15 protein-coding genes are annotated in these 13521 nt (G+C 49.3%); 12 read left to right on the forward strand and 3 right to left on the reverse strand.

Features of this window, described 5'->3' with window-relative positions:
* Window positions 1-35 precede the first annotated feature (35 nt).
* The gene (locus tag ACXAGL_RS15500) at window positions 36-1235 is read left to right on the forward strand and encodes an alanyl-tRNA editing protein (protein ID WP_474991719.1); all 1200 of its coding nucleotides are present in this window, start codon (window positions 36-38) and stop codon (window positions 1233-1235) included.
* A 542-nt stretch (window positions 1236-1777) separates the two neighbouring features.
* Here ACXAGL_RS15500 and brnQ read toward each other — a convergent pair.
* Entirely contained in the window at window positions 1778-3154 is a 1377-nt protein-coding gene (gene brnQ, locus ACXAGL_RS15505) for a branched-chain amino acid transport system II carrier protein (protein ID WP_474968246.1), read from the reverse strand.
* A gap of 329 nt (window positions 3155-3483) precedes the next feature.
* Here brnQ and ACXAGL_RS15510 point away from each other — a divergent pair, with 329 nt between their 5' ends.
* Window positions 3484-4131 (forward strand): DsbA family protein, encoded by a 648-nt coding sequence (locus ACXAGL_RS15510; RefSeq protein ID WP_474968247.1) that lies wholly within the window; start codon window positions 3484-3486, stop codon window positions 4129-4131.
* 48 nt (window positions 4132-4179) lie between these two features.
* On the opposite strand, the gene ACXAGL_RS15515 is transcribed toward ACXAGL_RS15510, so the two are convergent.
* Window positions 4180-4518, reverse strand: coding sequence for a winged helix-turn-helix transcriptional regulator (locus ACXAGL_RS15515; protein WP_051254583.1), 339 nt, complete (start codon window positions 4516-4518; stop codon window positions 4180-4182).
* 121 nt (window positions 4519-4639) lie between these two features.
* Between ACXAGL_RS15515 and ACXAGL_RS15520 the strand changes: the two genes are divergently transcribed.
* The 4 genes from ACXAGL_RS15520 (at window position 4640) to ACXAGL_RS15535 (ending at window position 6887) form a co-directional block, all read left to right on the forward strand.
* The gene (locus tag ACXAGL_RS15520) at window positions 4640-5131 is read left to right on the forward strand and encodes a lactoylglutathione lyase family protein (protein WP_474970374.1); all 492 of its coding nucleotides are present in this window, start codon (window positions 4640-4642) and stop codon (window positions 5129-5131) included.
* A gap of 69 nt (window positions 5132-5200) precedes the next feature.
* Window positions 5201-5728, forward strand: a complete 528-nt coding sequence (locus ACXAGL_RS15525; protein ID WP_474991721.1) for a DUF4269 domain-containing protein — start codon at window positions 5201-5203, stop codon at window positions 5726-5728.
* Window positions 5729-5812: 84 nt separating this feature from the next.
* Window positions 5813-6367, forward strand: a complete 555-nt coding sequence (locus ACXAGL_RS15530; RefSeq protein WP_474991722.1) for a PadR family transcriptional regulator — start codon at window positions 5813-5815, stop codon at window positions 6365-6367.
* Window position 6368: 1 nt separating this feature from the next.
* On the forward strand, window positions 6369-6887 hold the full coding sequence (locus ACXAGL_RS15535; RefSeq protein WP_474968250.1) for a DUF4188 domain-containing protein: 519 nt from the start codon (window positions 6369-6371) through the stop codon (window positions 6885-6887).
* A 145-nt stretch (window positions 6888-7032) separates the two neighbouring features.
* Here ACXAGL_RS15535 and ACXAGL_RS15540 read toward each other — a convergent pair whose 3' ends face one another.
* Entirely contained in the window at window positions 7033-7614 is a 582-nt protein-coding gene (locus tag ACXAGL_RS15540; protein WP_474991723.1) for a helix-turn-helix domain-containing protein, read from the reverse strand.
* 95 nt (window positions 7615-7709) lie between these two features.
* On the opposite strand from ACXAGL_RS15540, the gene ACXAGL_RS15545 reads away from it, so the two are divergent.
* The 6 genes from ACXAGL_RS15545 to rbsC all read left to right on the forward strand — a co-directional run bounded on the left by ACXAGL_RS15545 (window position 7710) and on the right by rbsC (window position 13516).
* A complete protein-coding gene (locus ACXAGL_RS15545) occupies window positions 7710-8687 on the forward strand; it encodes a DMT family transporter (protein ID WP_474991725.1) in 978 nt (325 codons plus the stop codon).
* A gap of 112 nt (window positions 8688-8799) precedes the next feature.
* Entirely contained in the window at window positions 8800-9786 is a 987-nt protein-coding gene (locus tag ACXAGL_RS15550; RefSeq protein ID WP_474968253.1) for a LacI family DNA-binding transcriptional regulator, read from the forward strand.
* Window positions 9783-10673 carry a ribokinase gene (gene rbsK, locus ACXAGL_RS15555; RefSeq protein ID WP_474968254.1) on the forward strand — a complete coding sequence of 297 codons (891 nt, stop codon included), beginning with the start codon at window positions 9783-9785 and terminating at the stop codon, window positions 10671-10673. Before ACXAGL_RS15550 ends, rbsK begins: the two co-directional genes overlap by 4 nt.
* Window positions 10670-11062 carry a D-ribose pyranase gene (rbsD, locus tag ACXAGL_RS15560; RefSeq protein WP_474968255.1) on the forward strand — a complete coding sequence of 131 codons (393 nt, stop codon included), beginning with the start codon at window positions 10670-10672 and terminating at the stop codon, window positions 11060-11062. Before rbsK ends, rbsD begins: the two co-directional genes overlap by 4 nt.
* A 14-nt stretch (window positions 11063-11076) precedes the next feature.
* Entirely contained in the window at window positions 11077-12576 is a 1500-nt protein-coding gene (locus ACXAGL_RS15565; RefSeq protein ID WP_474968256.1) for a sugar ABC transporter ATP-binding protein, read from the forward strand.
* Window positions 12560-13516, forward strand: coding sequence for a ribose ABC transporter permease RbsC (gene rbsC, locus ACXAGL_RS15570; protein WP_051254585.1), 957 nt, complete (start codon window positions 12560-12562; stop codon window positions 13514-13516). The genes ACXAGL_RS15565 and rbsC overlap by 17 nt, the downstream gene beginning before the upstream one ends.
* Window positions 13517-13521: the final 5 nt, after the last annotated feature.

A 13521-nucleotide genomic window follows, 5' to 3' on the forward strand; every position in this document is an offset into this window, starting at 1 on the left:
CATGGTACGATAGGGGATAGACAGGAGGAAGAACGATGACAAAGAAATTGTATTACGAAGATGCGTACCTTACGATTTTTCATACATATGTAAAAGAAACCGGAATGGATGACCGCGGAACGTACGCGGTTCTTGAGGAAACGGCCTTTTATCCGACAGGAGGAGGTCAGCCTCACGATACCGGCACATTGAACGGGACTAGGGTTGTTGATGTCGAGGAAATCGATGGGGAGATCCGTCATTACCTGGCTGAAGCCCTGCCGTTGGAAGACACAAGTGTCCATGGCGTCGTGGACGAACAGCGGCGGAATGACCATCGGCAGCAGCACAGCGGACAGCACATCGTATCCGCCATTTTCCATGATGATTACCAGATTCCAACGACAAGCTTTCATTTGGGTGACGATACGGTTACCATCGACCTGGATACCCCTCAACTCAGTGAAGCCGTCATGAAGGAAGCAGAAGCGAAAATCAATAAGGTCATCCGCGCTGGTTATCCGATTGACACGAAATGGGTGACGGTGGAAGAAGCAGACACCTATCCACTTCGCAAATCGTTAAGTGTGGAAGGGGACGTGCGTCTTGTCATTATTCCGGAGATCGATTACAGCGGCTGCGGCGGTACACATCCATCATCGACTGCGGAAGTGGCAATGGTGAAATTCCTCGGCTGGACGAAGAACAAAGGGCAGGTCCGTCTGGAATTTGTCTGCGGCGATCGTGTTTTGAAGCAGCTTGAAAACAAACATCAGGTCATCCAAGGAGTCAAGCAGCTGATTTCGCGTCCGGAAGCGGAGCTGGTAGATGAGGTGAAGTCTCTCATCCAAGGTGACAAGGCAAAAGATAAAAAAATCGCTGAACTGGAAGAAGAGCTGTTATCTTATGAAGCTTCAGAGCTGGCAGCCGCTCATCGGGAGGAAAAGCTCATTGTGAATGTGTACAAGGATCGTTCCATTAAGGCTCTGCAGTCTCTGGCGCAGGCCGTGCTCAAGAAGACCTCTGACCATCAGGTTGTCTTTGTGAGTGAGCAGGAAGATCAGCTTCAATTTGTTATGGCAAGAGGAGAATCCCTCGATGGGAATATGAATGCGGTCGCCAAACAGGTGATGCCGCTGATTGAAGGCAAGGGAGGCGGACGGCCTCACTTTGTTCAAGGGGGCGGCCGGAAGCTGATGTCCGGCGAAGCATTTGCTCAAAAAGTGAAGGAACACCTCCTTGCTCCTGCTGAATAAATAAAAAAGAAGCGTACCTGAAAAAGATCAGGTACGCAGTTTGTAGAGAAACCCCTGTTTCTTTACAAGCTTTTTATCTTTCTTACCGCCAGGACCGAAAGCCCTTGGAGGTTCTTTAACATCGACAAAGACTTTCCTTCACCCAGCTCAACCTTGCTGGATGGAGGAGAGTCTTTTTTATATTCCGGCAGGCAGCCGTATCAGCGGCTGTTCCTTCCCTTTTTCTTTTCCACGCAAGTGCGCAACAGCGCAGCCCATGCCGTTCTTTTGAATCTGCGAACCTGCTTCGTGCACAACCTCTCCTCTATATTCTAATGTCGGCACGAGGAGCGTTCGGTGGTGATGCCTGCGGGAACAGCACGGGCCGAAGATCCACTTGGGCAGGCGACCTTCCTGACCAAGTTAGCTGAGGGCGTGCCCGCGGCATTCATCCACCGATAAGCGGAAAGTGACCCTTCCCACGACAAATGGATAACTCTACCTGATTAGCACAGGCCTTTTCTACAGCCATCGTACCTGGAAAGGATCAGGTGCGCTTCTTTTTATGATTGAATCGTTTCTGTCTGCATGTTCTTCGAAGGCTGGACGTGCTGATTCTTCCAAAAATAACCGACCAATCCTCCGATCACGGCCGGCAGTATCCAGCCAAGGCCGATATCGTAAAACGGCAGGTAGGCAGCATAGAGGGTGTTGACTGATTCCAGCCAATCGGCTGCAATTGATGGGATCGTTCCCACGAGGGCATTGTATCCATCGATGATGCTGACGAAAAAGGTGAGCCCCATGGCTCCAGCATAAACGGTCTGCTTATGGTTGAACATTTTAGAGCTGAGACCGAGCAGAATAAGAACGATGGCCAGCGGATATAAGAACATCAGTACAGGCACTGCATACTCGATGATATTCGTCAGCCCAACGTTTGCTACGATAAAGGAAAACAGGGATAACACAAGGACGAACGTCTTATAGCTGACTTTCGGATAGATCGTATGGAAAAATTCACTGCAGGCAATGATCAGACCAATGCACGTTTTCAAACAGGCCAGGATGATGATCAAGGCAAGCAGAATGGAACCATAGGAACCGAAGTAGAACTGAGAAACCGCTGCAAAGGTCAATCCGCCGTTTTCAAACTGGCCGACGGCTGCTGTACTGGAGGCCCCCATATACGTAATCAATCCGTAAATCAGCGCCATCAAACTCATGGCAAACAAGCCGGATTTCCACGTTGTACTCGCAATCGCTTTGGAGTCGGTGATCCCGAGACGGCGGATCGCATGAATGACCACAATCCCGAAAGCGAGGGCGCCGAGCGCATCCATCGTGTTGTAGCCTTCCTTGAAGCCGGTCATGAACGGCATGGCTTCATAAGCTCCGGTCGGGGCACCGAAGCTTCCCATCGGCTTGATGATGGCTGTAACGATAAGAATGGATAAGAACAGTAAAAAGGTCGGAGTCAGATACTTTCCGACGATATCCATCACTTTTGCCGAATTAAGAGAAAAGTAGTAGGCCGCCGCAAAAAAGATAAAGGTGAAAACGCCGAGCCAGATAGCCGCTGATCCTTGGTCAAGGAAAGGTTCGAATCCAACGACAAATGGGACGGTAGCTGTCCGGGGAATCGCAAAAAACGGTCCAATGGTTAAGTATAATAAAAGAGCAAATCCCGTGCCGAATAATGGATGGACCCGGCTGGCCAGGTCATGCAGTCCGCGGCTTCCGGATAAGCCGATGGCAAGGATACCCATGAACGGAAGTCCGATGGCTGTGACGAGAAAACCGATCAAAGCCGGCCAGAAGGAAGTTCCAGCAAGCTGTCCAAGCTGAATCGGAAAAATCAAGTTCCCGGCCCCGAAAAATAACCCGAACAGCATGGTTCCGATCATGATGTAGGTGGAAATGGAAGTTCGTTGTTGCATATGCATGTTCCTTTCTTCGATGTAGTCGTCATTCGCTGAACGAATAAAGATTATCCTACCAAGAAACGGTGGAAGGAACAATAGGCTTACCGCAATTCGTTGAAATTATTTGTCTTTTTCAAAAATGGCATCGTTTTCTTTGGAACGATCTGGATAGAGACCCGTTTCCACCCTTGCTATTAGATGATTTTTTTGACTTTCCCAGAGTGGTCATGCATGATATTTCCGTAGGAGATTTTTCCGGCTGTACGGAAAATGGGGGATCGTCCAGGCGGGTCATCGTGGTTGAATGGCCGAAGCCTGAAATCGTACACAGGGAGGAAACATACATGAAAAAAACGTGGATCTGGATGGCTGTTGCAGCCGCCGTTGTCATTGTGATCGGCGCCATAGCTTTATTAAGCGGGGGCCAGTCAAGTGAAGATACAGCGGATCGTTATGAAAGCCAGCCTTACTTAGGTGAGGAGAGCGCAGAAGTAAATATTGTGGAATTCGGGGATTACAAGTGTCCGTACTGTAAGGATTTTGAGTCTGGATTCTTTCCATTGATTGATGAACAGCTGATTCAAACCGGAGATGTGAAATTTTACTTTATTCAATATCCATTCATCAATGCGGATTCCGACCGCTCTGCTGAATTTGCTGAAGTCGTTTATGAGGAGCTTGGAAACGACACCTTCTGGGAATTTCATGAATTGATGTATGAAAAGCAGGAACCGGGAACCGAGCAGCAGGAAGTTTACACCGAAGATTACTTATATGACACACTGGCAGAAGTCGTCAGTGAAGAAGAAGCGCAGTCTGTTCTTACCGCCTATCAGGATGGTGCTGGAGAAGAAGCGCTGGATCGTGATCTTGACTGGGCTGGTGATTGGGATGTCACTGGAACGCCGACGCTCTTCGTTAATGGTGAAAAGTTTGAAGGCAGCTCTATCGATGACCTCGTTCAAATGGTTGAGGAAGCAAAATCGGAATAAAAAGAAAAACCTGCAGCAGGCTAAGTTCAGGCCTTGCTGCAGGTTTTTTTATGGTTCCAAATCTCCATAGGTGGTTCCCCACTTATGCATCTGTTCAAGAATCGGCATCAGCGTTTTTCCCATATCTGTAATGGAATACTCGACTTTTGGAGGAACAGTATCATATTGGAAGCGGATGATGAATCCATCCTCCTCCAGTTCCTTCAACTGCTGACTCAACACCTTATGCGAAATGCCGGGAAGCAGGTTCCTCAAAGCGTTGTAGCGAAGCGTGCCGTCTACGCTCAAGTGCCAGAGGATGACGGTTTTCCACTTGCCGCCGATCTTTTTCAATGTATATTCAATGGAGCATTTAAGCTTTCCATTATCGTCCATCGGTGCCTTCATAAACGGGCTCCTTTCTAACTTTTTGGTAAGCCTCTTACTTTAAAGTGCGTTCTTCTCAAACGTCTAAATCTAACTATAATGGAATTTGTAAAGGAAATAAAACAAGGAGGAATAAATAATGATGACTTTTCCAAGATCTTTTTCCCATATTGGACTTTCTGTCCCGAATTTAGATGAAGCCGTTAAATTTTACACGGAGGTATTTGGCTGGTATGTCATTATGGAGCCTTCAGAAGTGAAAAATGATGACACAGCCATCGGCCAGATGTGCCGTGACGTCTTCGGAAACGAGTGGGAGCAGTTCCGCATTGCCCACCTCGCTACAGGTGACCGTATCGGTGTCGAGATGTTCGAATTTCCGGAGAACGAGCAGCCGGAAAACAATTTTGAATACTGGAAGACAGGCATCTTCCATTTCTGCATCCAGGACCCGGATGTAGAGGGCATGGTTGAAAAAATTAAAGCCCACGGTGGAAAGCAGCGCATGCCGATCCGTGAATACTATCCTGGAGATAAGCCGTACCGGATGGTTTATGTTGAAGATCCGTTCGGCAACATTTTTGAAATTTACTCCCACAGCTATGAGCTGACGTATTCTGACGGAGCTTATTAATAAACGAACGCCCTTGTCCTTGCAGACAGGGGTGTTTCTTTTTATGGTAGGGAGAAAGGAGGGAGCTGGATGAACGTGATGGAACTATTACGCACAGGGTCTGAGAAGCAGCGGCACGTCCTGCGGTTGTTTCACAAACTGAACATCGCTGCACAATTCAAGGAAAACCACCCGGTCATCTGTGGAACCATTCCACTCGGGATTGATTTGGAGGACTCCGACGTTGATATCATCATGCAGACAGAAAACCATTCCTTTTTATTGGAAAGATGGGAGAGATTGTATGGAGACTTTTCCAATTTTAAAACTGTAGAAAAATACATACGAGGGCGTAAGGTCGCAAAAGCCAATTTCCGGTACGGGGGACTGGAGTGGGAATTGTTCGCTCAGAACCAGCCGGTGACCGAGCAGCATGCCTGGCTTCACATGTTTATTGAATACCGTATCCTCCGGGAGGATCCTGCTCTCAAACCCATCATTCTTCAGAATAAGAAAGACGGCTTTTCCACGGAAGCCGCATTCTGTGATCCATTAGAAATCGAAGGGGATCCATATGAAGGGCTGCTTGCTTATGGAAAAAAGAAGGGGTGGATTTGAAAATAGTCTGTTTATTATGCGGGCGTTCTGTTTTATAATTATATCAAATAGATATATATCATATTGATATAAAAGGAGCAGCCTATGAAGGAGAATCATACCCCTTATGCCCTGCTTGGCTTGATGACAGCAGGATTTCACACAGGCTATGAGATGAAGCGGATGATGGATGGGAGCTTGAATCACTTTTGGAAGATCAGCTACGGACAGATTTACCCGACGCTTAAGAAACTGGTGGAGGAGGGAAATGCAGAGGTTCATGTCACCTCACAGGAAGGCCGGCCGGATAAGAAGGAGTACATCATCACTCCGTCCGGTGAGGAACAGCTCCGGTCCTGGCTGATGAAACCGGTGGAGGATCTCCCGGTGGAGAAAAATGAACTGTTGCTGAAGCTGTTTTTCAGCCGGAATCAGCAGAAATCCGTCATTCTTCATCAGTTGGAAAGCTACAGAAAAAAACTGTATGAGAAGCAGCATACGTACCAGAGCATCAAAGAAATGCTGCTGAGCGAGGAGTGTCCGTCGGAAGACGCGCCGTTCTGGATCATTACCCTGGATTACGGACTCGCTACGACGGAAGCGGCTGTCGAATGGTGTGAGAAAACGAAATCCCGTATCGATGAAATGAAGGAGGAGTAACGTGGGGAAACAAGTGTTTCAAGGACGTTATACGACACAAGCGGCAGGAGAGCAAGGGTTTGTCGTTTTTCTCATCGGGATGCGGATCAATAAATGGCGGGCGGTACACAAATGGCTTCCTGTGCTCCGGGCGATGCCGCCGATGATCAAGGAGCTTTATACACATAAGGACATGGGATTTCTTGATATGGAGAACTTCTTTACAGGCCGGACGGTGCTGATGGTGCAGTACTGGAAATCTGAGGAGGCCTTGATGGACTATGCCCGTGGGAAAAAGCATCGGCAGGCGTGGAAGAAGTTTTACCAACTAGCCGGGGATACAGAAGAAGTCGGCATCTATCATGAAACGTATCTTCAGAAACCGGGGCAGTTTGAATCGATCTATGGAAACATGCCGAAATTCGGGCTGGCTAAAGCCATCGGTCATACAAAAATCAGCCCGCAGACCGTTTCAGCGCGCCGGCGGTTGAAAAGGCAGGAGGCTGTGAAAATGGATGAATCCTCCCGCGGCCGGTTGTGAAGAAAACGGATGTTTTTTTGTAATTCAGGAGTCCAGCGATTCTTCTATCATGTTTATGGAAAACAGGGAGGAGCTTCTGTCTGACAGAAGCTCCTCCCTGTTTTCTTTTTTGATTTGGTGATGTTACGAATTTTGTCCGGTCCTTTCATGGCTTTTCATTATACATCATTACAAAATGGAGGACGGCCGGCTCATCGTAGGGGTTATGATACCCGTGGAGCTGATCAGCACTGAATTTAATCGCATCATACGGTTTTAGATCATAGAAGTCGTCCTGGATCTGAATACGGGCACGTCCTTCCATCACTGTGATGTATTCGACCACTCCGGATTGGTGGGCATCGGTGACATATTCGGTTCCCGGCTTCAAAAAGGCGCGGTGCGTCTCGATTGCGTCAAAGCCGCGGGTGGAAAACATCGGTTCAAGTGTTAAGGACTCATCTGCACTCAGAACTTTATTTCCTTCATGTTTTCTTGATATGACAATTTCCTGCTCCTCGGCAAGCAGCGTGGAAAGTGGGATCTGCAGACCGTTGGCAATTTTCCACATGACGGTAAGGGATGGATTGGCTTCTCCGCGCTCGATGTTGCCAAGCGTCAGTTTACTGACATTCGTGAGGTCGGCCAGGTCCTGCAGACTGAGCTGCTTTCCTTTTCGCAGGCGCCTGAGCGTCACTCCGGCCTGTCTGGCCATTTTTTCAGCATCGTTCTTTTGGGGATCGCTCATCATTTTTCCTCCTGTAGATGGTTTTCATTTGATCATTCTTTTGGTATATTATGATGTATCATCAGTTAAATATAATATATAAAGGTGTGGTGGAGATGAGAGAGATTTTGCTCGGTGTAACGGCCTCGATGTTTTTTGCTGTCACCTTCATTCTGAATCGGTCGATGGAACTAGCCGGTGGAAGCTGGATGTGGAGTGCATCCCTGCGCTTTCTATTTATGGTCCCGTTCCTGCTTCTCATTGTACGTGTAAGAAAGAATGGGAAACAAGTGTTTATGGAATTGAAAAAGCATCCGGCCACCTGGATCGGATGGAGCTTTGTCGGATTCGTTCTGTTTTACGCTCCCTTAACCTATGCCGCTGCCTACGGTCCTGGATGGTTGATCGCCGGGACGTGGCAGGTGACTATTGCGGCCGGTATCCTCCTCACTCCGTTTTTCCACACGACGGTGTACATCGGGAATCGTCCTGAAAAAAGGCGGGAGCGGATTCCGATGCGCTCGCTGCTTATTTCCTTTCTTATTTTAACAGGAGTCTGTCTGATTCAACTCCAGCATTTGGAGAAGGTCACACCACTGGAACTAACAGCAGGGATTCTTCCTGTTCTTATCGCTGCCTTCTGTTATCCTCTTGGAAATCGGAAAATGATGGCCTTCAGCAGTGATCGTCTGGATACCTTTCAGCGCATTCTAGGCATGACGCTTGCCAGTCTCCCGTTCTGGTTGATTTTAAGTACGACGGCTTTGGTCACAGCAGGACCGCCGGCGCAGGGGCAGGTACTCCAGTCCTTCATTGTCGCCGTCTGCTCCGGTGTGGCAGCCACAACCTTATTTTTCATAGCAACAGACCGCGCCAGGCATCAGAGCGGAAAGCTTGCGGCTGTCGAAGCCACGCAGTCCACCCAGGTTCTGTTCGTCCTTCTAGGAGAAGTGCTTCTATTGTCTGCGCCCCTTCCTGGTTCAACGGCCTTTCTGGGAATGGGGTTATTAATCACAGGAATCATTCTGCACAGCCTGTCCGTTAAAAAAGGGAGTGCGCCGGTACAAAGCGGCGTACAGATGAAAAGAGCTTGAATATCCAGAAACCCGGATCAGCTGTTCCGGGTTTTTTCATTTTGTTCTTGCCTTTCTTGAAACGTTTATGCTATGTTCTATGTAACCGGTTACACAATGCAGGAGTGAAGCTATGGTAACGATAAAAGATGTAGCGAAACATGCGGGGGTGTCCGTGGCTACGGTATCACGCGTGTTGAATAATAATGGCTATGTAGGCACAGAAACACGGAAGAAAGTGATGGCGGCTATTGAAGAGCTGAATTACAGCCCGAACGAAGTGGCACGGTCGCTGTATAAGCGGGGCTCCAGATTGATCGGCCTGCTTCTTCCGGATATAACAAACCCGTTTTTCCCTCAGCTGGCCAGAGGAGTGGAGGATGAGGCCGGCCGCCAGGGCTTCCGTCTTCTACTCGGAAACAGTGATGAGGATATCGAAAAGGAAATGGACTACATTCAAACCTTTGTCCAGAATAATGTGGTTGGTATGATTACAGCGACGAACCACGTGGATTATGATATGTACCAGTCGCTCGATCTCCCGCTGGTCCTGCTTGACCGTACGTCAAGCAGTTATCCCGCTGTGTACGCAGACGGCCGGGAAGGAGGAAGGCTCGCAGCAGAGACCCTCATTAAAAAAGGGGCGCAGCGGGTGACGCTCGTCAAAGGCCCTGCCCACGTTAAACCCGCAGTTGATCGCTACCGGGGTGCCATGGAGGTTCTTGGGGAAGCGGACGTGGATTTTTCCGTCATGTCAACGACCTCCTATGCCTTTGAGGAAGCTTTGAACTGGGCCGAGGAGCTGTTTCAGAAATTTCCTGAAACCGACGGCATCATTGCCAGTAATGATATTGTCGCCATCGCCATCGTCCATGAAGCGTTGAAGCGGGGGAAAAACATCCCCGGGGATCTGCAGATCATCGGCTATGACGATATCCCACAAAGCCGTCTGTCCTATCCGCCGCTGACGACCATCCGCCAGCCGGCTTATGAAATGGGTAGAAAAGCGGCTGAACTGTTAATACAAAGAATTGGACAGCCTCAACAAGAGCACCGGTCCATTCAAATGCCGGTGGAATTGATCGAACGACATACAACACGAAAGGATGATCAAGAATGAAAAAGCCGACCATCGCTGTCATTGGCAGCTCTTCCATGGACCTTGTCGTCTCCTCTGACAAACGGCCGGAGGCAGGTGAAACCGTATTAGGTAAAGCATTTGATACCGTGCCCGGGGGCAAGGGGGCGAACCAGGCGGTCGCAGCCGCCCGTCTGGGAGCTGATGTCTATATGATCGGATGTGTAGGGGAAGACACTTACGGAGAAGAAATCACAGCCAATCTGAAGAAAAACGGTGTACGAATCGACTATGTGGAACCGGTTACACATGAAAGAAGTGGAACAGCCCACATCATCTTAGCAGAAGGCGATAACAGCATCGTCGTCGTCAAGGGAGCGAACGACCATGTCACTCCGCAGTATATTGAAAAAGCAGAAAAACTTTTGAAGAACAGTGATCTTGTCATGATTCAGCAGGAAGTGCCGGAAGCAACGGTTGTTCATGCCGCAGAGCTGTGCTCCCGTTATGGCGTGCCTTTGTTGTTAAATCCAGCTCCGGCAAGACCTGTACCACAAGTGGTCCTGGATCAAGTCAGCTACGTCACACCGAATGAACATGAAGCCGCTGTATTATTCGGAGGCCTGGCTTTATCAGAGGCGCTCCAGGCACACCAGAATAAATTGTTCATCACCGAAGGCGCAGCCGGCGTCCGTTACCATAATGGAAGGGAAGAAGTTCTCGTACCGTCCTTCCCGGTCAAGGCTGTCGATACGACGGGAGCGGGGGATACGTTTAATGCCGCCTTTGCTGTCGCTGTTGCCGAAGGAAAAGAGATGGAAGAAAGCCTGCGTTTTGCCAACCGGGCGGCCAGCTTGTCTGTCACCGGCTTCGGAGCGCAGGGGGGAATGCCGTCCCGTGAGGATGTTGAGGAGGCGATGAAGCCATGAAGAGACACGGCATCTTGAACAGCAGCATTAGTAAAGTGCTCGCCGATCTCGGTCACACCGACCGGATCGCCATCGCTGATGCGGGCCTTCCGATACCGGCAGGAACATTGAAGATCGACCTTGCCTTAAAAGAGGGAGTACCCGGGTTTATGGAAGTGGTACAGGTCGTGCAGGAGGAGATGTGTGTAGAAAAAGTGACCACAGCGGAAGAGATGATATCCAACCCGGCTGTTCATCGAAAAATGAAAGAAATGTTCACGGATATCGGGATGGACGAACGTTCCCATGAAGCGTTCAAGCAGGAGCTGACAGATGTCAAAGCTGTCATCCGCACAGGTGAAATGACGCCTTATGCCAACTGTATCCTGCATGCCGGGGTCATTTTCTAAAAAGGGGTGAGACGATGCATATTACGATGAATCAAATTCATAAAGCGTTTGGAACGAACAAAGTGCTGGAAGGCGTGGATATCGAAATCAAGGAAGGGGAAGTCCATGCCCTCATGGGAGAGAACGGGGCAGGTAAATCAACGCTCATGAATATCTTGACCGGCCTTCACAAAAAGGATCAGGGGACGATCCAGATTGACGGTCAGGAAAAAACGTTCTCCAACCCAAAAGAAGCGGAAAACTACGGCATCGCTTTTATTCATCAGGAGATGAATGTCTGGCCGGAGTTGACCGTTCTGGAGAACCTGTTCATTAATCGGGAACCGGTTACATCTTTTGGGATTATCCATACGAGAAAAATGAAAGCGGTTGCGAAGGAACAGTTTGAAAAGCTCTCCATTTCCATCCCGCTTCATAAGGATGCCGGACAGTGTTCGGTCGGGGAGCAGCAGATGATTGAAATCGCCAAGGCGCTCATGACCGATGCCAAGGTGATTATTATGGACGAACCGACAGCAGCCTTAACCGACAGAGAGATTGAAAAGCTGTTCGGCGTGATCCGTTCCTTAAAAGCCTCGGGGGTTTCTATTGTTTATATTTCCCACCGGATGGAGGAGATTTTTGACGTCTGCGACCGTATCACCGTCATGCGGGACGGCCGTACCATTGATACGACACCGATTCCGGACACGAGCTTTGATGAAGTGGTCCGCAAAATGGTGGGGCGTGAACTCACCGATCGTTTTCCAGAAAGGCAGGCCGATCCGGGAGAAACCGTCCTTGAGGTGAAAAACCTGACACGTCCGGGCGTATTCCAGGACGTCAGTTTCCAAGTGAAATCTGGTGAAATTGTTGGGGTTGCTGGATTGATGGGGGCGGGAAGAACAGAGATCATGCGGACGATTTTCGGACTGGATGGAAAATACGAGGGAGACATCCATGTGAACGGTCAGCGTGCCGTTATGAAGAATCCGGGCCAGGCGATCAAACTCGGACTTGGGTTAATTACAGAAGACCGGAAAGACGAAGGACTCGTGCTTGATTTTCCTATTAAAGATAACATCGCTCTCCCCAGCCTGAAAAGCTTCACAAAGCGTTCGCTCATCCAGGATGGCAGGGAGCTGGAATTCGTGGAGATGTTGATCAAGCGCCTGACAATCAAAACCGAATCCGCCCAAACCGAAGCGAAGAACTTATCCGGCGGGAATCAGCAGAAAGTGGTCATTGCCAAATGGATCGGCATCGGGCCGAAAGTGTTGATTCTTGATGAACCGACACGTGGAGTGGACGTCGGGGCAAAACGGGAGATTTACCAGTTGATGAACGAGCTGACCGACCGTGGAGTAGCTATCCTGATGGTGTCCTCTGAACTGCCGGAAGTACTCGGCATGAGCGACAGGATTCTCGTCGTCCACGAGGGCACCATTTCCGGTGAACTGGACCGGTCGGAAGCGACACAGGAAAAGATTATGACATTTGCGACAGGAGGGAACGTCCATGATGAACGCCATTAAAAAAACGAACAGCATCGGCCAGTCACTGCAGAAGCTGGGGCCGCTGGTCGGGCTTCTTGTACTTATTACCGTTGTATCCATTATAAACCCAAGCTTTCTGGAACCTTTGAACCTATTAAACCTGCTACGTCAGGTTGCCATTAACGCCCTCATTGCCTATGGGATGACCTTCGTCATTCTCACCGGCGGCATCGATTTGTCCGTCGGATCGATTCTTGCTCTATCGAGTGCCCTGATGGCCGGGATGATGGTATCCGGCATTGATCCGATTTTAGCTATTCTGATCGGATGCCTGCTTGGTGCGCTGATGGGAGCTGTCAACGGACTGTTGATTACAAAAGGAAAGATGGCTCCGTTTATTGCTACATTGGCAACGATGACGATGTTCCGTGGTCTGACTCTTGTCTATACCGACGGAAACCCGATTACAGGACTTGGCGACAGCTATGCGTTTCAGCTGTTCGGCCGCGGCTATTTCCTCGGCATCCCTGTACCTGCGGTGACCATGCTGCTCGCTTTTGCTGTTCTTTGGGTGATTCTTCATAAAACACCGTTCGGACGTCGGACGTATGCGATTGGTGGTAACGAAAAAGCGGCGTTCATCTCAGGAATCAATGTTTCCCGGGTGAAAGTCCTTGTCTATTCTTTAGCCGGTCTATTGTCTGCACTTGCTGGGGCGATTCTTACCTCACGCTTGAATTCAGCACAGCCGACTGCCGGTACATCCTATGAACTGGATGCGATTGCTGCCGTTGTGCTTGGCGGGACGAGCTTATCCGGAGGGCGTGGTTTGATTGTCGGTACATTGATTGGCGCCTTGATAATTGGAACGTTGAACAATGGACTGAATCTGCTCGGGGTCTCCTCCTTTTTCCAAATGGTTGTTAAAGGTGTCGTCATTATTATTGCCGTCCTCATGGACCGGAAGAAATCAGCGTAGGAGGG

This window comes from Halobacillus sp. ABA4_118 (genome assembly GCF_056160205.1).